17 protein-coding genes and 1 rRNA gene are annotated in these 20581 nt (G+C 71.4%); 12 read left to right on the top strand and 6 right to left on the bottom strand.

Going from position 1 to position 20581, the window contains the following annotated elements; translation table 11 throughout:
• The first annotated feature begins 34 nt into the window (after nt 1-34).
• The 3 genes from ASF71_RS25910 (at nt 35) to ASF71_RS17005 (ending at nt 2542) form a co-directional block, all read left to right on the top strand.
• Nucleotides 35-211 (top strand): DUF2256 domain-containing protein, encoded by a 177-nt coding sequence (locus ASF71_RS25910; RefSeq protein WP_082506147.1) that lies wholly within the window; start codon nt 35-37, stop codon nt 209-211.
• A complete protein-coding gene (uvsE, locus tag ASF71_RS17010; RefSeq protein WP_056302393.1) occupies nt 208-1119 on the top strand; it encodes a UV DNA damage repair endonuclease UvsE in 912 nt (303 codons plus the stop codon). Before ASF71_RS25910 ends, uvsE begins: the two co-directional genes overlap by 4 nt.
• Nucleotides 1120-1327: 208 nt before the next feature.
• Nucleotides 1328-2542: a benzoate/H(+) symporter BenE family transporter gene (locus tag ASF71_RS17005; protein WP_056302392.1), complete on the top strand. Its 1215-nt coding sequence runs from the start codon at nt 1328-1330 to the stop codon at nt 2540-2542.
• A gap of 14 nt (nt 2543-2556) precedes the next feature.
• Here ASF71_RS17005 and ASF71_RS17000 read toward each other — a convergent pair whose 3' ends face one another.
• Complete coding sequence (locus ASF71_RS17000) at nt 2557-3468, bottom strand: LysR family transcriptional regulator (protein WP_056302391.1); 912 nt, start codon at nt 3466-3468, stop codon at nt 2557-2559.
• Nucleotides 3469-3567: 99 nt separating this feature from the next.
• On the opposite strand from ASF71_RS17000, the gene aceE reads away from it, so the two are divergent.
• The 4 genes from aceE (at nt 3568) to ASF71_RS25355 (ending at nt 9145) form a co-directional block, all read left to right on the top strand.
• Complete coding sequence (gene aceE, locus ASF71_RS16995) at nt 3568-6297, top strand: pyruvate dehydrogenase (acetyl-transferring), homodimeric type (RefSeq protein WP_056302390.1); 2730 nt, start codon at nt 3568-3570, stop codon at nt 6295-6297.
• A 73-nt stretch (nt 6298-6370) separates the two neighbouring features.
• A complete protein-coding gene (gene aceF / locus ASF71_RS16990; RefSeq protein ID WP_056302389.1) occupies nt 6371-8179 on the top strand; it encodes a dihydrolipoyllysine-residue acetyltransferase in 1809 nt (602 codons plus the stop codon).
• Nucleotides 8180-8292: 113 nt separating this feature from the next.
• Nucleotides 8293-8937, top strand: a complete 645-nt coding sequence (locus tag ASF71_RS16985) for a hypothetical protein (RefSeq protein ID WP_235514565.1) — start codon at nt 8293-8295, stop codon at nt 8935-8937.
• A gap of 28 nt (nt 8938-8965) precedes the next feature.
• On the top strand, nt 8966-9145 hold the full coding sequence (locus tag ASF71_RS25355) for a hypothetical protein (RefSeq protein ID WP_235514564.1): 180 nt from the start codon (nt 8966-8968) through the stop codon (nt 9143-9145).
• A 1-nt stretch (nt 9146) separates the two neighbouring features.
• Here the strand turns inward: ASF71_RS25355 and ASF71_RS16980 are convergent, their stop codons facing one another.
• Entirely contained in the window at nt 9147-11603 is a 2457-nt protein-coding gene (locus ASF71_RS16980) for a glycoside hydrolase family 3 C-terminal domain-containing protein (RefSeq protein WP_056302388.1), read from the bottom strand.
• A 153-nt stretch (nt 11604-11756) separates the two neighbouring features.
• On the opposite strand from ASF71_RS16980, the gene map reads away from it, so the two are divergent.
• The gene (gene map, locus ASF71_RS16975; RefSeq protein WP_056302387.1) at nt 11757-12500 is read left to right on the top strand and encodes a type I methionyl aminopeptidase; all 744 of its coding nucleotides are present in this window, start codon (nt 11757-11759) and stop codon (nt 12498-12500) included.
• A 52-nt stretch (nt 12501-12552) separates the two neighbouring features.
• On the opposite strand, the gene ASF71_RS16970 is transcribed toward map, so the two are convergent.
• Nucleotides 12553-14220, bottom strand: a complete 1668-nt coding sequence (locus tag ASF71_RS16970; RefSeq protein WP_056302386.1) for an ABC-F family ATP-binding cassette domain-containing protein — start codon at nt 14218-14220, stop codon at nt 12553-12555.
• 253 nt (nt 14221-14473) lie between these two features.
• On the opposite strand from ASF71_RS16970, the gene ASF71_RS16965 reads away from it, so the two are divergent.
• Nucleotides 14474-15712, top strand: coding sequence for a TCR/Tet family MFS transporter (locus ASF71_RS16965; protein ID WP_056302385.1), 1239 nt, complete (start codon nt 14474-14476; stop codon nt 15710-15712).
• Nucleotides 15713-15759: 47 nt separating this feature from the next.
• Here ASF71_RS16965 and ASF71_RS16960 read toward each other — a convergent pair whose 3' ends face one another.
• Complete coding sequence (locus ASF71_RS16960) at nt 15760-17877, bottom strand: hypothetical protein (protein WP_235514563.1); 2118 nt, start codon at nt 17875-17877, stop codon at nt 15760-15762.
• A gap of 14 nt (nt 17878-17891) precedes the next feature.
• Entirely contained in the window at nt 17892-18467 is a 576-nt protein-coding gene (locus ASF71_RS16955) for a glycerol-3-phosphate acyltransferase (protein ID WP_056302384.1), read from the bottom strand.
• 100 nt (nt 18468-18567) lie between these two features.
• Here ASF71_RS16955 and ASF71_RS16950 point away from each other — a divergent pair, with 100 nt between their 5' ends.
• From ASF71_RS16950 to ASF71_RS16940, 3 genes are all read left to right on the top strand, one after another.
• Nucleotides 18568-19356 carry a HesA/MoeB/ThiF family protein gene (locus tag ASF71_RS16950; protein WP_235514562.1) on the top strand — a complete coding sequence of 263 codons (789 nt, stop codon included), beginning with the start codon at nt 18568-18570 and terminating at the stop codon, nt 19354-19356.
• Nucleotides 19357-19406: 50 nt separating this feature from the next.
• Complete coding sequence (locus tag ASF71_RS16945) at nt 19407-19742, top strand: HU family DNA-binding protein (RefSeq protein WP_056302383.1); 336 nt, start codon at nt 19407-19409, stop codon at nt 19740-19742.
• Nucleotides 19743-19809: 67 nt separating this feature from the next.
• Nucleotides 19810-20313, top strand: coding sequence for a CarD family transcriptional regulator (locus ASF71_RS16940; protein ID WP_056302382.1), 504 nt, complete (start codon nt 19810-19812; stop codon nt 20311-20313).
• A gap of 183 nt (nt 20314-20496) precedes the next feature.
• On the opposite strand, the gene ASF71_RS16935 is transcribed toward ASF71_RS16940, so the two are convergent.
• Nucleotides 20497-20581, bottom strand: a 16S ribosomal RNA gene (locus ASF71_RS16935); the annotation flags it as partial.

Here is a 20581-nt window from a genome sequence, read left to right as displayed (position 1 = left end):
TCCGGCAGGCCCGGGCGCGGCAGACTGCGCAGATATGGCGAGGCGTGAGCAATCTTTCGGCGGGGGCCGCAAACCCTCCGAGCGGCCGCAGAAGGTCTGTCCGGTGTGCGGCTTGCCCTTTTCCTGGCGCAAGAAGTGGGAACGCGACTGGGACAACGTCAAATACTGCTCCGACCGCTGCCGCGCGGCCGCAAAACGGAGCGGCGAATGACCACTGCTCTTGGCCCCGCCTACGGCCTCGTGTGCATGACCCAGGGGCCGGAGGTGCGTTTCCGCACCGTGACGCTCAGCCGCTACCAGCTCCTGTCGCCCGCCGAGCGCGAGGCCAAGCTGCTGGACATCTACGCCGACAACATCGTGCGTCTGCGCGGGGCGGCCGACTTCTGCGCGGCGCGCGGCATCCGGCTCTACCGCATGAGTTCCAGCCTCTTTCCGATGCTCGACCTGCTGGGCGATGACACGGGCGAGGCGGTCCTGACTTCGCTGGCGGCCGAGCTGACGCGCGCCGGGCACGCCTTCGAGGACGCCGGGATCCGCGTGCTCATGCACCCCGAGCAGTTCATCGTGCTCAACAGTGATCGCCCCGAGGTCCGCGTGAGCAGCGTGCGGGCGCTGATCTCGCACGCCCGCGTGATGGACGGCCTGGGGCTGTCGCGCACCCCCTGGAACCTGCTGCTGCTGCACGGCGGCAAGGGGGGCCGCGCCGCCGAGTTGCGCGAGGTGATTCCCGACCTGCCCGACGCTGCCCGCCTGCGCCTGGGCCTGGAAAACGACGAACGTGCATACGGCCCGCAGGACCTGCTGCCCGTGTGCGAGGCGACCGGCGTGCCGATGGTGTTCGACTCTCACCACCACGTCGTGCGCGAGAAACTGCCGGATCAGGAAGATCCCAGCGTGCGCGAGTGGACTCTGAAGGCCCGCGCCACCTGGGCGCCGCCCGAGTGGCAGGTCGTGCACCTGAGCAGCGGCATCGAGGGGCCGCAGGATCGCCGCCACAGTCACCTCATCACCGCGCTGCCGAGCGCCTACCACGACGTGCCCTGGATCGAGGTCGAGGCCAAGGGCAAGGAAGAGGCGGTCGCCGCCCTAATGAATCCGCCGGGGGCCGCCCCGGCCTGACGCACGCAGCCCGCACGGAGGGTGCTGGGATGCCACAGGGCCGTTCTGGCGGAGAGGACAGGGGCCATGTCCCTGCCCGCCGTGTGCTCTAGTGTGCGGCCGAGAATGACTCCTACCGACAGAAGGCCCACCCCCCGGAGACGGAGTTCGGAGTCTGCCGGCGCACGTCTGGCCGGGTGGGGGCCGAGCGCGCGGCGGGCGGGCGGCGATGTCTGACCTCCGGCGGGTGCCGGTCGGGGCGCTCGTGGCCGGCATGGTGGCCGTGCTCGTCAGTTTTGCAAGCAACATTCCGCTGTTCGTGCAGGCCTTCGCCGCCGCGCACTACTCGCCCGCGCAGGGGGCCAGTGGGCTGGCGAGCATGTACCTGCTGCTGGGCGTGATGGGCATGGTGCTGTGCTGGCGCTACCGGGTGCCGGTGATCCTGGGCTGGAACACGCCGGGGCTGGCGGTCCTCATCGCCGAGGCGGGCCAGTTCAGCACGCAGGAGGTGGTCGGTGCCCTGCTCGTCAGCGGCGCGGTGCTGTTCCTGATCGGCCTGAGCCGCGCCTTCGATTGGCTGGCGCGGGCGCTGCCCCTGCCGCTGGCCTCGGCCCTGCTGGCGGGCGTGCTGCTGCCCTTCGTGCTGCGGGGCCTGGCCGCCATTCCGCAGGCGCCGGCCCTCACGGTGCCCACGCTGCTGGCCTTCGTGCTCGTCCGGGTCTTTGCTCCGCGCTGGGCCGTTCCGTCGGCTCTGGTCGTGGGGGTATCGGCCGCCGCCCTGACGGGGACGCTGCACTTCGGCGGCGCGGGGACGCTGCATCTCCTGGCGCGGCCTGAGTGGATCACCCCGGTCTTCAGCGCCCAGGCCCTGCTGACGCTGGCGCTCCCCTGCACGGTCCTGGCCCTGACCTCGCAGCATCTGGCGGGCATGGCCGTGCTGCGCAGTCACGGCTATCAGCAACCTCCTCCCGCCCTGCTGGTGACGGTGACGGGGGCCGCGTCCGTGGTGGCCGCGCCGGTGGGCAGCGTCACCCTGAACATGGGGGCAATCACGGCGGCCATGTGCATGGGGCCCGACGTTCACCCCGATCCGGGCCGGCGCTACGTGGCGGGGCTGGTGTGCGCGGCGGGCTACCTCGTGCTGGCTCTGTGTGCAGGTGCCCTGCTGGGGCTGGCGGGCACCTTTCCGGCGCCGCTGCTGTACCTGCTGGCCGGTCTGGCACTGCTGGGACCGGTGCTGGGCGGGGTGCAGCACGCCCTGGCCGAACCGCGCTGGCGCGAGGGCGCCCTGCTGACCCTGGCCTGCACGGCCGCCGGTTTCAGCCTGCTGGGAATCGGCGGGGCTGTATGGGGCCTAGGCCTGGGCTGGGGCAGCGCCGCGCTGGGGGAGTGGGTCCGGCGCCGCCGGGAACGGCCAGACGCCGGACGTTCAGACGCCTCCTGACCGGGGGGCAGCGCTCAGACGCCGCCCCGCCGCTCGTCCAGTACCTCGCCCGCCACCTTCAGGAAGGCCTCCACGAGCGGGTCGGGCTGCGGCGGTGTGCCCACCCCGCGCGGCCACGCGGCCACGATCTCAATGACTGGGGCGTCCTCGACCGGGCGGTACACCACGCCGGGCAGCGACAGGCGCGAGAAGAACTCGATGGGCAGAAAGACCCCGATGCCCGCCGCCACGAGCGAGAGTAGTGTGGGAATCTCGATGGCCTCCTGCACGACCTGCGGCGTGAAGCCCGCACCTGCGCACCAGCGCATGACCTGATCGAAGTAGGTGGCGCGGAGGTAGCGCGGAAAGAACACGAAGGGTTCACCTGCGAGGTCGGCGATGGTCAGGCGTTCCCGCGCCGCCAGGGGGTGTTCGGCGGGCAGCGCGGCCAGCAGCGGCTCGCGCCACAGGGCCTGCGAGTCCAGCGTGGGGTCGCGCACCGGCAGCAGCATCAGCCCGACGCTGATCAGGCCGCCGCGCAGGGCCGCCTCCTGCTCCTGGGCCGTCAGTTCGCGCAGGTCCACGCTGACCCCCGGAAAGGCCGCGCGGAAGGTCCGCACGATCTCCGGCAGACCGCCGAAGGCCAGCCCGCTGACGAAGCCCACCGTCAGGTGCCCCACCTCGCCGCGCGCCGCCCGCCGCGCGCGCAGGGCGGTCTGGTCGGCCAGGGCCAGCGTCTCGCGCGCGCCGATCAGGAACTCGCGGCCCGCCGGGGTGAGCTGCACGCGCCGGGTCGTGCGCAGCACCAGCGCCACCCCCAGCTCGTCTTCGAGGTTGCGGATCGAGTTCGAGAGCGCCTGCTGCACCACGAAGACGCGCTCGGCCGCCCTCCCGAAGTGCTCTTCCTCCGCGAGGGCCACGAAATGCCGCAGGTGACGCAGTTCCATAGGTGGCTCCCAGCTTGACAGATTCACCACCCGGCGTGGTCAATCTGGTGAGGAAACAGTGTTGGAAGCGCCGTTCGGGCGCAGCGTAGACTGCGTGCTATGACGACACAACCGCCGAACAGACCCCCTCGCCAGGGTCTGAACGCAGGGGACCGCGAGCAGCTCAACACCGTCGAGACGCAGGAATGGCTCGACTCGCTGGCCTACGTCTTCGCGGACGCGGGCGACAACCGCGCCGCCCAGCTGCTTGAAGACCTCGACCACTACGCGTATTTCCACGGCGCGCCGATCACCTTCAAGCAGAACACGCCGTACATCAACACCATCGACGTCGAGCACCAGCCCGAATACCCCGGCGACGCCGAGACCGAGCGCAAGATCCGCAATATCATCCGCTGGAACGCCGTGGCGATGGTCATCCGCGCCAACAAGGCCTCCGACGGCATCGGCGGCCACCTCAGCACCTACGCCTCGGCGGCCGAACTGCTCGAAGTGGGCTTCAACCACTTCTTCCGCGGTGCCGGCGCCGGGCAGGACCGCGACCTGATCTTCTACCAGGGCCATGCCAGCCCCGGCGTGTACTCGCGCAGCTTCCTGGAAGGCCGGTTCGACGAGGCCCGCATGAACCGCTTCCGGCGCGAACTCTCGCCCGAGGGTCCGGGCCTGAGCAGCTACCCGCACCCCTGGCTCATGCCCGACTACTGGGAATTCCCGACCGTGAGCATGGGCCTGGGCCCCATCCAGGCGATCTATCAGGCGCGCTTCATCAAGTACCTGGAAAACCGCAGCCTCAAGCCCAAGGGCGACGCCAAGGTCTGGGCGTTCCTGGGCGACGGCGAGATGGACGAGCCGCAGAGTATCGGCGCGATCCGCTTCGCCGCCTATGAGAACCTCGACAACCTGATCTTCGTGCTGAACGCCAACCTCCAGCGCCTCGACGGGCCGGTACGCGCCAACTCCAAGGTCATCCAGGAGTTCGAGGCGCTGTTCCGGGGCGCGGGCTGGAACGTCATCAAGGTGATCTGGGACGGCAAGTGGGACGAACTGCTGGAAAAGGACTACAACGGCCTCATCGTCAAGCGCTTCGAGCTGCTTGTGGACGGCGAGTCGCAGCGTTACGCGGCCTTCGGCGGCAAGGAACTGCGCGAGAAGTTCTTCAACACCCCCGAACTGCGCGCCCTGATCGACGGCTGGAGTGACGCCGACCTCGAACTGCTCAACCGGGGCGGGCACGACGTCAACAAGATCTACGCGGCCTACGCGGCAGCCATCAAACACAAGGGCAGCCCCACTATCATCATCCCGCGCACCGTCAAGGGCTACGGCCTGGGCGAGTCGGCGCAGGCCCGCAACGTGGCCCACCAGGTCAAGAAGCTCGACTTCACGACCATGAAGAACCTGCGCGATCTGCTGGAGCTGCCGCTGACCGACGACCAGGTCGAGCACCTCGAGTACTACCACCCCGGCGCCGACAGCCCGGAAGTGAAATACGCCCTGGAACGCCGCGCGGCGCTCGGCGGCACGATTCCGGCCCGTAAGGTTGAGTACCCGCATCCCACGGTACCCAACGGCGAGTTCTACGAGGAGTTCGCCAAGGGCAGTGGCGAGCGGACGGTGAGCACGACGATGGCAGCCGTGAACATCATCAGCAAGCTGCTGCGTGACAAGCAGCTCGGCAAGTACATCGTGCCCATCGTGCCCGACGAGGCCCGCACCTTCGGCATGGACGCGCTGGTGCCGCGCATCGGCATCTACAGCCCGCGCGGCCAGACCTACACCCCGGTCGACAGCGGCTCACTGATGGCCTACAAGGAGTCCGTGGACGGCCAGATGCTCGAAGAGGGCATCACCGAGGACGGCGCGATGGCCTCGTGGATCGCCGCCGGGACTGCCTACGCCAACCACGGCGTGCCGACCATTCCCTTCTTCGTCTTCTACTCGATGTTCGGCATGCAGCGCGTGGGTGACCTCGTGTGGGCCGCCGCCGACCAGCGCGCGCGCGGCTTCCTGCTGGGGGCCACCGCCGGGCGCACGACTCTGGCGGGCGAAGGCCTGCAGCACCAGGACGGCAACAGCCTCCTGCAGGCCTACGTGGTGCCCAACCTCAAGGTCTACGACCCCGCCTTCGCCTACGAACTCGCGGTGATCTTCGAGCACGGCATCCAGCGCATGTACGTGGACGGTATCGACGAGTTCTACTACGTCACCATCGACAACGAGAACGAGGTCCAGCCGCCCATGCCCGATGACGGCCGCACCCACGAGGACATCCGCGAGGGGATCATCAAGGGGATGTACCGCTTCCAGGCGAGCGCCGACAAGGACACCAAGCTGCGCGCGCAACTGCTCGCCAGCGGTCCCGCGATGGGCGCGGCGCAGGAAGCCGTCAAGCTGCTGGAGGGCTACGGCGTCGCCGCCGACCTGTGGTCGGTCACGAGCTACAAGGAACTGCACCAGCAGGCCCTGCTGACCCAGCGCCGCAACATGCTGCACCCCACCGAGGAACCCGAGGTGAGCTACCTCGCCGCGCAGCTCTCGGCCGAGAACGCGCCCGGCGTGCTCGTGTCGGTGAGCGACTACATCAAGCTCGGGGCCGACGGCCTCAACGGTCACCTCGACCGCAAGCTGTGGACCCTGGGCACCGACGGTTTCGGCCGCTCGGAAGCCCGCGAAGAACTGCGCGACTTCTTCGAGGTGGATGCCAAGCACGTCGTCGTGGCCGTGCTGTACGCCCTGCTGCGCGACGGTCAGGTGAAGGGGGAAGTGGTCGCCAAGGCCATCGCCGACTTCGGCATCGACCCCGAGCGCGCCGCGCCCGTCCTGCGCTGAAGCCCGACGCCGGGGCAGCCCCCAGGGGAGGCCCCGGTTCCCGCACCCCCCCACATCCAAAGGAGGCCCACACATGGCCACTGAACTGAAACTCCCCGACGTGGGCGACAACATCGAGAAGGGCACGGTCGTCACCGTCCTCATCAAGCCCGGCGACACGGTCGCGGCCGGCGACCCGATCATCGAGATCGAGACCGACAAGGCGGTCGTCGAGGTGCCCGCCAGCGAGGGAGGCACCGTTGAGGCCGTGAGCGTAAACGTGGGTGACACGGTCGCGGTCGGCGGCGTCATCGCCACCCTGAGCGGCGCGGCGGCGGCGGGCGCGGCCAGTGGCCCGGCCCAGCCCGGTCAGGGCGGCGGCAACGAGCAGAACACGGTCGAGTCCAACGACGCGACGGTGGCTTCTGACGCCAGCACCGCCCAGCAGGTCGCCCGGGCCCAGCAGGACGCCCAGAAGGTGCAGGCCGGCGAGCAGCCCAGCGGCGCGGCGAGTGGCAGTGCGGGCGGCAACAGCGCCCCGGCTGCCCCCGCGCCCCAGGCCCAGTCCGGCGGAGGTCAGGACCTGACCCTGCCCGACGTGGGCGACAACATCGAGAAGGGCACGGTCGTGACGGTGCTCGTCAATCCCGGCGACACGGTCACCGAGGGCCAGCCCATCATCGAGATCGAGACCGACAAGGCCGTGGTCGAGGTGCCGGCCAGTGCGGGCGGCACCGTGCAGAGCGTCGCCGTGAAGGTGGGCGACACCGTGGCTGTCGGCGGCGTGATCCTGACCCTCGGCGGTGGCGCGGTGAGTGCGCCCGCTCAGTCTGCCCAGCCTGCGCTTGCGGCACCTGCGGCCAGCGCGGCTCCGGCGGCGTCCGGCTCCACCCCGGCGGCGACGCCCGACACCGCGCCCAGCCAGGCCCCCGGCGCCCAGCGTCCCTACGACACCCAGACCTACGACGGCCGCACCGTGATTCCGGCGGCCCCCAGCGTGCGCCGCATGGCCCGCGAGATCGGCGTGGACATCCACGAGGTGCACGGCAGCGGGATCGCCGGGCGCATCAGCGAGGAAGACGTGCGCCGCGCCGCCGGCACGCCCAGCGTGCAGCCGGCTGCCCAGGCTCCGGCCCAGGCCAGCGCGCCCACCCAGGCCCCAGCTGCCGTGCAGGCCGCGCCGCTGCCCAACTTCGAGAAGTGGGGCGCGGTGCGCCGCGAGGACATGAGCGGCATCCGCAAGGCGACCGTGCGCTCCATGACCGTGAGCACCACCATTCCGATGGTCACGCACTTCGACAAGGCCGACGTGACCGAGATGGAAGAGGTTCGCAAGCGCTTCGGCGCGCGGGTCGAGAAGGCGGGCGGCAAGCTCACCATGACCCACATCCTGATGAAGGTCGTGGCGAACGCCCTGCGCAAGTTCCCCAAGTTCGGCGCCTCGCTGGACCTCGCGGCCGAACAGGTCGTCTACAAGGACTTCGTGAACATCGGCGTGGCCGTGGACACGCCGGTCGGGCTGCTCGTGCCGGTCATCAAGGACGCCGACCGCAAGAGCATCACCGAACTCGTCCTTGAACTCTCGGAACTCGCGGGCCGCGCGCGTGACCGCAAGCTCAAGCCCGACGAGATGCAGGGCGCCACCTTCACCATCTCCAACCTCGGGGGCATCGGCGGCCACGCCTTCACGCCTCTCGTGAACAGCCCCGAGGTCGCCATCCTGGGCGTGTCGCGTGGCGGTTTCGAGCCGGTGTGGGACAAGGCCAAGGGCGAGTTCGTGCCGCGCAACATGCTGCCCCTCTCGCTGTCCTACGACCACCGCCTGATTGACGGCGCCGACGCCGCGCGTTTCGTGCGCTTCATCGCCGAGTCGCTGGAAGACCCCTTCCTCATCTCGCTCTGAGCTCTGGAGTACTGGCCCCCGCCCGCATGGTGGGGGCTTTTTCTGGGCAAGGCACAGGGGCACCAGGCGTTTCGAGAGAGGTGTGGCGCACGCCTGGACGCGAGACTGGCCACATGGACGTGCTGAATATTCCCGTCGCCCTGGAACTGCTGGACCGCTGGCGAGCATGGTTGGCGCCAGAGCGTCAGCCTCTGTTCCTGACCGCGCAGGAGGCTGCCGGACTGCGGCTGCCGACCATGCCCCGCGCCGACCTCCGGCTCTCGCCCGAGGAGCGCGACACCCTAACCCTCTGGGCTATGGCCTCGGATGCCGACCGGGTGGCGTGGCTGGACCGGGCCGGGTGGGCTGCTCTGGACACGCGGCGGCAGCGGACCCTGGTGCGCCTTCAGGTCCGGTACGGGCGGGGCAACGTGCCACTGGGTCGTCACTACCCCGACCTCTTACCTGGACTGTCCTCAGGCCGCTTTCTCTGGTCGCCGGAGCACCTCGGGCATGAGGTGCTGGTCCGGCTGGTCTCAACTGGGCAGGCTGCGTGCCGGCGGGAGGCCGTGCCCGGCGCCGTCTGGGCCGCCGCGCAGGACGTGTTGCCGGGGGTGCACGCCCTGGCCGGCACCTTCTCGGGCGGCCCCGGCAACTGCTTCGGCGCGGTGATGGGCGCGGCGGGGATCGCCGGGGCGGCCGACGAGTGGACGCAGCGCGGGCCGTTCGAGGCCTTTCTGGCCGCCCGGACCCGTCCCTTGCCTGCCTGGATGTGCTGAATGGGACGACCGGCCCGGTACCCTGCTCGTGTGGCGCACCTCCGACGGCCTGGCCCAGCACGCCGCCGTGACCCTGGGCGGCGGCTGGGCCTTTCAGAAGGCGTCGCAGAGCTGGGTGACCCCGCGTGTGGTGCTGCCAGTCGGGCAGCTCAGGCGGGGTATGCGCACCCCCGGCTGGCGCCTGGAACGGCACACGCTGTCCCGGTAGGTCAGCCCTCCTTCCTGGCCTCTCCGGCCAGAGGTGGCTCGGCGTCCGGGGTCACCAGGGCACGCAACGCGCCGCCCCAGCGTCCAGCCAGAGCCTCGGTCACGGAGGCGATGACGCGCGGCCGCAGCCGGCCGCCCGTGCCCAAGTAGAGCTGGCGCAGCGGCATCTCGCGGATGGCCCCGGCGGCCGATACCGCATCGGCCGAGTACCGCCGTTCGCCGCGTGGCTCGGTGCCCAGCCGCACCAGGGCGTTCAGCGCGCGGCCCTGCACCGTGCCCTGTAAGGCCCCCAGCGGCGTGTTCAGGTCGTACTCGGCGGGAGTGTAGGGCGAGTTGTCGGGCAGCGGCGCGCCGTACAGCGCCCGGAAGGCGGCGTCGGGCGCGCGGAAGGGGTGGGCCGGGCGCCCGTACACGGCGCGCACCGCTTCCGGCTCGGGCCGCAAGTCGCCGTCACCCGCGACCTCAACCGTCACCCGCGCGCGCAGGTCGCGGCTCGATGATCCCAGGCGCAGCTCATAGGTGCCGCCCGGAACGTGCCAGCCGGGCCGGGTCACGTCATATACGGCCCAGGCGCGCTCGTCCAAGGTCAGCGTGACCTCGCGCGTCTCGCCGGGGGCCAGCACCACCCGCGCGAAGGCGCGCAGTTCCTGCTCGGGCCGGAACAGTGGCCCCTGCGGCGCGTGGACGTACAGTTGCACGACCTCCGCCCCGGCCACCGCGCCCGTATTCGTGACCGGCAGCGTGACCGTTAGAGGCTCGCCCCGGCCCACCCGCCCCCGGTCCAGGCGCGGCGTGCCGTACCCGAAGGCCGTATAGCTCAGGCCGTGGCCGAAGGGAAAGGCGACTTCCACCCCCGCCGTGTCGTGGTAGCGGTAGCCCACGTACAGGCTCTCGCGGTACTCGGCCGTGCGCGGCCCGCCGGGATAGTACGCGCTGCACGCCACATCTTCCAGGGCGTCGGGGAAACTCTCGGCCAGCTTGCCACCGGGGTTCACGCGGCCGGTGAGCACGTCGGCCAACCCGCCGCCCCCCGCCTGCCCGCCCAGGTACGCCTGCACGATTCCCGCGACCTCGCCGCGCCAGGGCAGCCGCACCGGGGCGCCGCTCTGGAGGGCGACGACCACGCGCGGGTGCGCCGCCGCCACTGCCCGGATCAGCGCGCCGTGCGTCTCCGGCAGGTCGAGGTGGTCGCGGTCCACACCCTCGGCCTCCAGGTTCTCGGGCAGGCCGGCGACGATGACCACCACGTCGGCATCACGCACCAGGGCCAGCGCTTCCTCCCGCAGCCGCGCGGCGTCCTCCTCGCCCTGGCGCGGGTAGCCGGGGGCGTAGGTGACGTTCTCCTCGCCCAGCAGTGCCCGCAGTTCGCCCAGCGGCGTGTCCAGACGGGTCGGCTGGATGACCGAACTGCCCGCTCCCTGGTAGCGCGGCTTTTCGGCAAAGGCGCCCAGCACCGCCACCTTCGCGCCGGGGCGCAGGGGCAACGCAGCGTCCGTATTCTGCAACAGGACCACCCCGGCGGCGGCGGCGCGGCGGGCCAGGGCGTGCTGGGCGTCCGGGTCTACCGGGGGGGTACGCGGCGTGCGGCCGGCGCGGCCGGCGAGGTCCCGCAGCCGGGCGACCGAGCGCTCCACGTCGGCCCTGGTGATCCGTCCCGCTGCCAGGGCCGCGCGCAGTTCGGGCACTCGCGCGCCGTCGTACCCGGGCATTTCCAGGTCCAGGCCCGCGCGCAGGCCCCGCGCGCGGTCATTCACCGCGCCCCAGTCGGAGATCACCGCGCCGCCGAAGCCCCACTCGTCCCGCAGGATCTTCGTCAGCAGGCGGGGGTGCTCCGAGCAGTAGCGGCCGTTCACGCCGTTGTAGGCCGCCATCACCGTCCAGGGCTGGGCCTCCTTCACCGCGATCTCGAAGGGGCGCAGGTACAGTTCGCGCAGCGCGCGCTCGTCCACCACCGAGTCGCTGCTCAGGCGGCGGTATTCCTGATTGTTGGCCGCAAAGTGCTTAAGGCTCGCACCCACCCCCTTGCCCTGGAGCCCGGCGATATACGCGGCGGCCAGCGTGCCGGCCAGCAGCGGGTCTTCCGAGAAGTATTCGAAGTTGCGCCCGCACAGCGGCGAGCGCTTGAGGTTCACTCCCGGCCCCAGCAGCACATGTACGCCCTGACCGCGCGCCTCGCGCCCCAGCGCCGCGCCGACCTCGCGCAGCAACTCCGTGTCCCAGCTCGCGGCGAGGGCCGAGGCGGTCGGAAAGCAGGTCGCCGGAATCAGGGCGCTGAAGTTGAAGCCGGTCTGCCGCCCCTCCTGGCGCCGCACGCCGTGGGGGCCGTCGGTCATGGACACGGCTTCCTGCCCCGGCAGCGGCTGCGTGTGCCAGAAGTCGCGGCCCTCCAGCAGCGCGAGTCGTTCGTCGAGAGACAGCTCGGGCTGGGGACCCGGTCGGGGCGCGGGGACATCGCTCATGCGTCCGAGTGTACGGGGGCGGGGCCTGGGGAAGAGGCCGGCCCAGGGGTATGGCGTCCCGGCCTGGAGGCGAGGGGCGCCGGAGCGCGGGGGCGGGCGCGTCCCTTTTTCCGGACCCGTGCGGCCCACGGCACAGCCCGTACACTCGGACCCATGACCATCACCACCGAAGCCGAGTTGCAGGGAATGAAGAAGGCGGGGCAGGTCGTGGCCGAGACGCTGCGGGTGCTCCGGGAAGCGGTTCGTCCGGGGGTGACGCCCGCCGAACTCGACGCCCTGGCCGGCGAGGTGTTCCGGCGACACGGGGCCGCGTCGGCGCCGCGCCTGACCTACGGCGCGCCGGTCAACGTGTTCATCAGCGTGGGGTCCGACATCGTGCACGGGCTGCCCACGCGGCGGCCCCTGGAGCCCGGCGACGTGGTGAGCCTGGACGTGACGCCGGTCGTGAACGGATTCGTCGCCGACGCGGCGGTGACGGTGGTGGTGCCGCCCGTCTCGCCGGTCGCCGAGCGGCTGCTCGCCTGTACCGAGGCCGCGCTGGCGGCAGGACTCGCGGCGGCGCGCGAGGGCCAGCCCCTGAGCGACATCGGCCGCGCCGTCGAGACCGAGGTCGGGCGCCGGGGGTTCACGGTGCTGCGTGACCTGTTCGGGCACGGGGTCGGGCGCGCCATCCACGAGAAGCCCGACGTGCCCAACTATTTCCGGTCCGCCGACCGGCAGAAGCTGCGCGGCGGGCTGGTCCTCGCCATTGAGCCGATGGTGTCGTCGGGCCGCTCGGGCCGGGTCCGGACCCGTCGGGACGGCTGGACGCTCGCCACCACCGACGGCGGTCTGGCCGCCCACTTTGAGCACACGGTCATGATCACTGCCGGCCAACCGCTGATCCTGACCGCCTGAGTCGCCGGTGGGGGCAGGGGACGGCAGGTGAACTGCTTCCCCTGCCCCGGCTCTACTCCGGAAGCCCTCTGGTGAAGGCCTGTTCCTGGACCCGGCCGCCGCCGACCCGCCACTCGCGCGTCGCCACCGCCGCGACCAGCCGGCGGTCGTGCGAGGCGAGCAGCACCGTGCCGGGAAAGTCGGCCAGCACGTCCTCGAGCAGCAGGGTCATGGCGAGGTCGAGGTGGTTGGTCGGCTCGTCGAGGACGAGTACCTGCGAGCGCGTCACGCCCAGCCGCGCGAGGCTCAGGCGGGTGCGCTGCCCACCCGAGAGCGAGACGACCGGCGCCTCGGGAGAGGGCAGCCACACCTGCGCGGCGACCTCGTGCAGCTGGTGCGGCGTCAGGAGCGGGTTGGCGCCCAGCAGCGCGTCGGCGACCGTCCCGGCCTCGCCCAGTTCCTCGCCGTGCTGCCCGGCCACGTACAGGCTCAGGCCCCCGCCCCAGCGCACCTCGCCCGTGTGCGGCAGGCGGCCCAGCAGCGCCGCGAGCAGGGTGCTCTTGCCGCCGCCATTCGGACCGGTCAGGGCGACGCGGTCGCCGCGCCGGACCTGCAGGTCCACTCCCTCCAGCACCGGTCGGCCCGGCGCAGCGTCCGGGTCACGCCGCACCGTCAGGCCGCGCACCGTCAGGACCTCGGACGGCCCGGGGGGAACGGGGGGCAGGTCCAGGCGCAGGCGGCGGCGGTCGTCGTAGGGCTTGTCCACGGCGCCTGCGTCCAGACGCCCGAGCTGGGCCTCCATGGCGCGGGCCCGCGCCGCGTGAATCTGCTGGTGGCGCTCGGCCTTGAACGTCGAACGGAACTTGTCGTTGTCCTTGGCGCGGCGGCGGTTTTCGTTCACGGCGCCCTTGCTGGCCTGACGCCGCTGCTCTTCTTCCAGAGTCGCCCGTTTGCGCCGGTAGGCCGCGTGGCTGCGCTCCTGCGCCTCCCGCAGGGTGTCCCGTAGCGCCGCCGCTTCCGAGTAGGAGCCGGGATACAGGTGCAGCCGCCCCCGCTCCAGCTCGGCCGTGCGGGTCGTCACCGCGTCCAGAAAGGCGCGGTCGTGGCTGGCGAGCACGAACGCCGCCTCCGACCCTCCGATCCAGCCCTCCAGCCAGCGCACGCCGTCCAGGTCGAGGTGGTTGGTCGGCTCGTCGAGCAGGTACACGTCGGCCGGCGAGAGCAGGAGGGCCGCCAGCATCACCCGCCGCCGCTGCCCGCCCGAGAGTTCCCCGGCCCACGCCCCTGGGTCCAGGTCCAGCCCGGCCAGGACGCCCGCCGCCCACGCCGCGAACTCGTAGCCCCCCAGCCGGCGGTAGCGCTCCTCGGCGTCGGCGAAGGCCTCCAGGGCGGCGGCCGACGGGGCAGCGCCTGACAGGGCCTCGGCCGACCCGCCCCCCAGTGCGGCCGAGGCGGCTTCCCAGGTCGCCTGCGCCCGCCTCAGCTCAGGCGGCGTCACCGCCTCCAGTACAGTGCGGGCCTGCGTGTCCGCGTCCTGGACCAGCAGGGCCACGCGGCCCCCCCCACTCACCCGCCCCGCGTCGGGCGGCTCCAGGCCCGCCAGCACCCGCAGCAGCGTGCTCTTGCCGCTGCCGTTCTCTCCGATCAGCCCCAGGCGCTCGCCGGGGCGCACTTCCAGGTCTATTCCTTCCAGCACCGTCTCGTCGCCGTAGGTCCGGGCGACGTGTTCCGCTTTCAACATGGGACCCCCACAGGTCAGGCTGCCCCCGCCCGCGACTTCGGGGCAGGAGCGTGGCATCAGGCCGTGCTGTCTGGGGTCACATGCGCAAGGGCAGGGGGGTCCTTTGAATGGGGGAGGGACGGACTTCCGGTCCGCGGCGCGCGGCGCACGCGGGGGCCGGAAGACACGGCCAGCATAGCCCCGGCGCGCGGCGGGAGCCCTAAGCCGTCTGGCCTAGGACCGGACCCGGCCGCTCCCGCTAGACTGGACGGCTATGCGCCAGAAACCCGCCGCTCTGATCTTCATCCTGCTGACGGTACTTATCGACGTGATGGGCATCGGGTTGATCATTCCGGTGCTGCCGGGGCTGGTCAAGGAACTGGCCGGGTCGGCCGAGGCGGGGGCGCGCGACATCGGCTGGCTCACGGCTGTCTATGCCCTGATGCAGTTCGTCTTCGCGCCGATCCTGGGGTCCCTGAGCGACCGTTTCGGGCGGCGTCCGGTGCTGCTCGTGTCGCTGCTGGGCATGGCGCTCGACTACGTGCTGCTGTTCTTCGCGCCCAGCCTCGCGTGGCTTTTTGTCGGGCGCGTGCTGGCCGGAATCACGGGGGCGAGCCTCACGGTCGCCAATGCCTACGTCGCCGACGTGACGGCCCCCGAGGAGCGGGCCAGGAGCTTCGGGCTGCTCGGCGCCACCTTCGGGGTGGGCTTCATCCTGGGGCCGGCGCTCGGCGGCCTGCTGGGGGAGTACGGGCTGCGCATCCCCTTTCTGGTCGCGGCAGGTCTGACCACCCTCAACTTCTTGTACGGTCTGTTCGTGCTGCCCGAGTCGCGCCCGGCGTCGGTGCGGCCCCGCTCGCTCGACCTGCGGGCCCTGAATCCCTTCACGCCGCTGCGGGCCCTGGCGGAGTACACCATCACGCGCAACCTCGCCCTGACCTTCGTCCTGCTGGGGCTGGCGGGGCAGGTCATCTACAGCACCTGGGTCCTGTACACCGAGGGTGTGCTGCGCTGGACCCCGGCCCAGAACGGCGTGGCCCTGGCCTTTTTCGGCCTGCTGACGGCGGGCGTGCAGGCGGGTCTCATCGGGCGATTCATCACCCGCTTCGGCGAGCGCCGCACCATCATGATCGGCCTGATCGCCTCGCTGGGCGAGTTCCTGGTCCTGAGCGTGGCGCGCACGGGCGGCCTGCTGTACCTCTCGCTGGTGGTCGGGGCGCTGGGGGGCCTAGCGCAGCCCGCCATCCAGGGCCTCGTGTCGCGGCAGGTCAGTGAGGACGAGCAGGGCCGCGTGCAGGGCGCCATCACCAGTCTCAACAGCCTCGTGGGGGTGGTCGGGCCGCTGCTGGCGACCACGGTCTTCGCCTACTTCACGGGCGACCGCGCGCCGGCCCACTTTCCCGGCGCCGCCTTCCTGATGGGCGCGCTGTTCTCGGCCCTGGGGGCCGGGTTGGTCTGGACCGTCCTGCGCCGCCTGCCCGCCGAGCACCCCGCAGAAAAGCCGGCGATCTGAGGCCGCCCGAGCAGGCCCTCCCTCCTGGGTAGCCGGGGCGGGGGGCCTTACGTTTGTTCCCGCTGCTCCTGCCGGCGCCGGGCCAGCACGCTCGCCTCGACGAGCAGCACGGCCAGCAGGTTCACGGCGTAGCTCAGGACGAGGACCAGGATGAGGGTGCCGCGCACGGCGGGCGTGGCCGGCGAGGGCAGCTCGGCAAAGCGGATCAGGCCCGTCAGGGGGCTCAGGCCAGCCAGCGCCAGCGCCCAGGTCAGCAGGAGCACGCCGCCCCAGGCGCCGCCCAGCAGCGCCGAGCCGGGCAGCAGCAGCGCTGTCAGCCGGTACGCTGCCGGGCGCCCCAGCCGCGCCTCGCCCGCTGCCCGCGGCACGAGCAGCAGCAGGCCCAGCATCCCGAGGCCCAGCAGGCTGGTGAGGAAGGCCGCGCCCAGCCGGGTCGGGGGCGCCTCGCCGGCACCCAGCAGGTCCAGCGGGCGCCGCAGGTCGCCCACCAGCGTATCGCTCAGGTCGCCGCTCACGGCGCGGGCCAGGATGCGGCGGTCGGGGTAGCACAGCCTCGGCTCGCCGCGCCGGTAGGTCTGCTGGAACAAGGTGCCCGGCTCGGTGGGGTTCAGGCCCAGGTTGTAGGCCGGTGCGGCGAGGTCGGGCTGCGTGGCGAGCGCCGAGCGGTACAGTTCGCGGGCCTGCGCGGCGTCGTCGCGTCCCTGGGCGATCACGCCGAGGTTGTTCAGGGCACAGGCGTCGTCGCCGGCCTGCGTGTAGGCCGCGCGCGCCGCCGTACCGTCCCCACTGAGCTGCGCGTTCAGGCCGGTGAGCAGCGCGGCGTCGGGGCCGGGCCGCAGGTTCAGGTCGCCCAGGCGCGCGTCGTACCAGCCGCCGCCGTAGGTGCCGATGTTCAGGGCGGGCGCGTTCAGGCCCCGGCCGGTCCCGTTGGCCCACTGCCAGCCGCCCAGCGCCGTCAGGAGGGCCGCGCCCAGCAGCGCCACCACCAGCCGCTCGCCAAAGGAGGCGTAGCTCAGGAAACTCAGGCGGGCGCGGGTCAGGGGCCGGCGCCACACCGAGCGCACGCGCCCGCCGTGCGCCCGGGTGTCCTGGCCCTGCGCGCGCCACGCCCGCGCCAGCAGGGTGAGGAGCGCGCCTCCCAAGGCCAGCAGCAGCGTCAGGGCGGCCAGCCGCGCCACGTCGCGGATCACCAGCGTGTCGTCGGGCCCGAGGTTGTACAGGCTGCCTGCGCGCAGTGAGCGCGTGAACTCCCGCCATTCCTCGGCCTCGCCCACGCGGTCCTGGGCTTCGAGGAGCGCCGCGTAGCGCAGGTACAGCGCGCTGGCCCCCTCGAAGCGCGGCGATAGTTCGCGCAGGTGGTTCATCCAGGTCTCGGCGCGCCCCAGGCGGCCCTGGTCGAGCAGGATGCTCACGTAGTTGCTGGGGTTGCCGTAGGCGTACAGCGCCGCGCGGCTCACTGGCAGTTCGGGGTCCAGGCCGCGCGCGGCGGCGTCGCGGCGCGCGCGGTCGAGGGCCAGCGTGGCGGCGGCCGAGAATCCGGCGGCGTCGAGGCGCGCGGCGAGCTGAGTCCAGACCGGAAAGGGGAGGGTCAGCCCCAGTGCGCGGCGCACCCCGCTCAGGGCCGCGTAGCTGTCGCCCGAATTGCCAGCGAGCTGCGCGGCCCGCAGCAGCAGAAAGGGATTGGCCGGGTCCTGGCGCGCCGCCCCGGGTACGTCGGCCACCGGCAGACGGTCGGCGGTGGCGGCCAGCCAGCCCGTCACGGCCGGGTCCGGCGGAAAGACCACGCGTTCCTGCACCGGCAGCGAGAGATTCTGCGGCGCGCCCAGCGTGAAGCGCTCGGTGTAGTCCTCTTCCTGTGTCGAGACGCGCAGCACGCCCCCGCTGCTGTCGAGAGAGGACACCGTACCTGGCAGGTCGGCGCGGCCCACCATCTGCCCGCCCGGAGTCAGGGCGTAGACCACCGGCCCCACCCCCACGTAGACGTTGCCCCCGAAGGTCACCGGCGCGGTCAGGGGACCGAGCTCCGGCGCGAAGTCGCGCTGCCACACCACGCGGTCGCCGTCCTCGAACCGCAGGCTGCGGCCGTCGAGCACCACGTCGGCGCCCGCCACGCTGCCTGAGACGAGGGGCGCGATGAGCGCTGCCCCGGCCAGCAGCCTGCGCACTCTGCTCGGGCGCCTCATGCGCGGGGCCCGGCGCGCAGCAGATGAACGGCGCGCAGGCCCATCGCTGCGCCGCCGGCCAGCAGATCGCCCGTTCCGCCGTAGCGCGCGGCCAGCGCCAGCCCCACCGGCAGGCTCAGTGCGGTGGCGAAGGGAATGGCATTGAGCCCCAACCGGGGCTGGAGAAGAGCGCGGTACGGCGGAATGATCGCCAGCCCGAAGGCCAACATGCCCAGGATGACGGCCGGCGCGGCCACCAACATCGCCCCGATCAGGGGCGCGATGCCGCCGCCGCCCCGGAACCCGAAGAACAGCGGGTAGCAGTGGCCCAGGACCACCCCGCCCACGGCGGCCCAGGTCAGCTCGGGAGCGATCCATCGGGCGAGCAGCACGGCGGCGGCTCCCTTGAGGGCGTCGGCCAGCGTGACGCCAACGGCCGCGGCCCTGCCGTACTGCCGGAAGGTGCCGCTGCCGCCGGGCAGGTCGCGCCCGCGGATGTCCTCCCCGCGCCAACGCGAATACAGTACGCCCATCACCAACGACCCCAGCAGGAAGGCGATCAGGGCGACGAGAACCAGCTTCACGCCGGGCATCCTAGAGCATTTGACCTCCGGGTCTGTCGTCCGGGCCAGTGTGGCCGAAGTCGGGGGCCCGGCTCCCCTGCCGCGTGCTGCCGGGGCTACACTCGGCGGCGTGAGCACGTCCCGTCCTGACCCGTCCGGCCCCGAGCTGACCCGCGCCGAGCTGCGCCGCTACTCCCGTCAGCTTCTGCTGCCCGAGTGGGGCACGGCCGGTGCCCAGGAACGGCTGCGCGGCGCGCGGGTGCTCATCGTGGGTGCGGGTGGGCTGGGGGGGCCGGTCGTCATGCAGCTCGCCGGGGCGGGGGTGGGCTTCCTGCGCGTGTCCGACGGAGACACGGTCGCGCTGAGCAACCTGCACCGCCAGACCCACTTCGTGCTGGGGGACGTGGGCCGCTCCAAGTCTGGGGCTCTGTGTGCCCGTGCCCAGGCTCTCAATCCCCACGTGGCGGTCGAGGCGGCTGTAGCCCTGACCGACGACAACGCTGCCGAGCTTCTGGCAGGCATCCACCTGGTCGTGGACGCCACCGACAATTTCGGGGCGCGCTACGACGTCGCGGACGCCTGTGCGGCAGCGGGCCTCCCCTGTGTCTGGGGGGCAGCCAGTGGGATCAGCGGGATGGTCAGTATATTCGGGCCCGATCTGGGACTGCGCGACGTGTTTCCCGACGCTTCCGGCGAGGAGTCCTGTGACGAGGCGGGCGTTCTGGGGCCGCTTCCCAACGTGATCGGGAGCCTGATGGCCCTCGAAGCGCTCAAGCTGCTCGGCGGGGTGGGGGAGACGCTGGCGGGCCGACTCTGGACCTTTGATGCCCTGACCCTCCAGACCCGGGTCATCCGCTTGCGGCCCCCGGCACACAGGGCCGGGCAAAGCGTTCTGACACCAGCGAAAAGTGTGTTATAAATCATTTGAGCCGGCTTTTGCTCAATTCTCTCTTGCTGGAGGATCACGTTATGGCCAGAGCCACATCGTCCGCCGCACCTCCCCGGTCGTCCGCCGAATCTGTTGGGGCGGCCAAGGTCGCCAAGACCCAGCTTGTCGAGCAGATCGCTGAACGCACCGGCCTGAGTCGCCGGCAGGCGGCCAGCGCCGTGACCTGTATCGTGGACGCCGTAATCGGTGCGCTGCGGTCGGGCCGCACCGTGGGGCTGCCCGGTGTGGGCACTCTGAGCGTGTCGCTGACCCGAGCGCGTCAGGGCGTGCGCCCCGGCACGAGCGAGAAGATTCAGATTCCGGCCGGCAAAAAAATCCGCTTCAAGGCGGCCACCACCCTCAAAGCGCAGTTGTAACTTTTCGGCCTTCCCGTGCGGCGCAGACCGTACCGGGCCCGGCCAGCAGTCCCCGAGGAGCGACCACTTGAAGCAGACGGCTTTTCAGACCGGTGACCGCGTCGTTTTACCTCCCTACGGCGTGGGCCGGATCCGTGGGACCTGCCAGCGCTCGGTGGCTGGAGAAACCCACGCCTACTATCAGGTTGAGTTCTCGACGACCACGAGTCTCGCCTATGTTCCCGTTTCGGCACCTCAGACGACCGGCATCCGCACGGCGTTGGCCGCGGTGGACATGCCCGTTTTGCTACACGCCCTCCAGACCGGCAGTCTCAACCTGCCGCATCAGTGGTCAGCAAGGCACCGCTATGTCAGCGACCTGATGAGCAGCGGCAATGCCCACGACCTCGCCGTGTTGATTGGTGAGCTGCATGCCCGGAACCAGCGCCGTCCTTTGCCGGATCTCGACCGGCAGGCCTTCCGGCGTTCTATTCGGCTGCTGCAACAAGAACTTGACGGCCTGGGCGGTGCCCAGGTAGCGGAGGTCATGAACTGGCTGACGGCCGCTGCTGTCGAACATGCCGTGTCCTGAGTTTTCATTCCACCAATAGGAGGTCCTGCCCGGTGCCGGGCAGGACCTCCTGCTATTTTCGCCAAATAGGATACAAAAAAGCCCCACCCCCGCTTGAGGCGGGGGTGGGACGGAGCAGTGTATATCGCACGCAGCCGAAGCTGCGGGAGTTGACAGAAGAGAGGGAGAGTGCGGAGCCTATAGAAAGGAGGTGATCCAACCGCACCTTCCGGTACAGTTACCTTGTTACGACTTCACCCCAGTCATAAACCACAGTCTAGACGCCTGC

It is taken from the genome of Deinococcus sp. Leaf326 (assembly GCF_001424185.1).
GTDB lineage: Bacteria > Deinococcota > Deinococci > Deinococcales > Deinococcaceae > Deinococcus.
This window is presented reverse-complemented; position numbering and strand designations above follow the sequence as displayed.

Excerpts from the sequence above, each read along its gene's own strand:
- ASF71_RS25910 (WP_082506147.1), top strand. The coding sequence starts at position 35 with ATGGCGAGGCGTGAGCAATCTTTCGGCGGGGGCCGCAAACCCTCCGAG.
- uvsE (WP_056302393.1), top strand. The coding sequence starts at position 208 with ATGACCACTGCTCTTGGCCCCGCCTACGGCCTCGTGTGCATGACCCAG.
- ASF71_RS17005 (WP_056302392.1), top strand. The coding sequence starts at position 1,328 with ATGTCTGACCTCCGGCGGGTGCCGGTCGGGGCGCTCGTGGCCGGCATG.
- ASF71_RS17000 (WP_056302391.1), bottom strand. The coding sequence starts at position 3,468 with ATGGAACTGCGTCACCTGCGGCATTTCGTGGCCCTCGCGGAGGAAGAG.
- aceE (WP_056302390.1), top strand. The coding sequence starts at position 3,568 with ATGACGACACAACCGCCGAACAGACCCCCTCGCCAGGGTCTGAACGCA.
- aceF (WP_056302389.1), top strand. The coding sequence starts at position 6,371 with ATGGCCACTGAACTGAAACTCCCCGACGTGGGCGACAACATCGAGAAG.
- ASF71_RS16985 (WP_235514565.1), top strand. The coding sequence starts at position 8,293 with ATGGACGTGCTGAATATTCCCGTCGCCCTGGAACTGCTGGACCGCTGG.
- ASF71_RS16980 (WP_056302388.1), bottom strand. The coding sequence starts at position 11,603 with ATGAGCGATGTCCCCGCGCCCCGACCGGGTCCCCAGCCCGAGCTGTCT.
- map (WP_056302387.1), top strand. The coding sequence starts at position 11,757 with ATGACCATCACCACCGAAGCCGAGTTGCAGGGAATGAAGAAGGCGGGG.
- ASF71_RS16970 (WP_056302386.1), bottom strand. The coding sequence starts at position 14,220 with ATGTTGAAAGCGGAACACGTCGCCCGGACCTACGGCGACGAGACGGTG.
- ASF71_RS16965 (WP_056302385.1), top strand. The coding sequence starts at position 14,474 with ATGCGCCAGAAACCCGCCGCTCTGATCTTCATCCTGCTGACGGTACTT.
- ASF71_RS16955 (WP_056302384.1), bottom strand. The coding sequence starts at position 18,467 with ATGCCCGGCGTGAAGCTGGTTCTCGTCGCCCTGATCGCCTTCCTGCTG.
- ASF71_RS16945 (WP_056302383.1), top strand. The coding sequence starts at position 19,407 with ATGGCCAGAGCCACATCGTCCGCCGCACCTCCCCGGTCGTCCGCCGAA.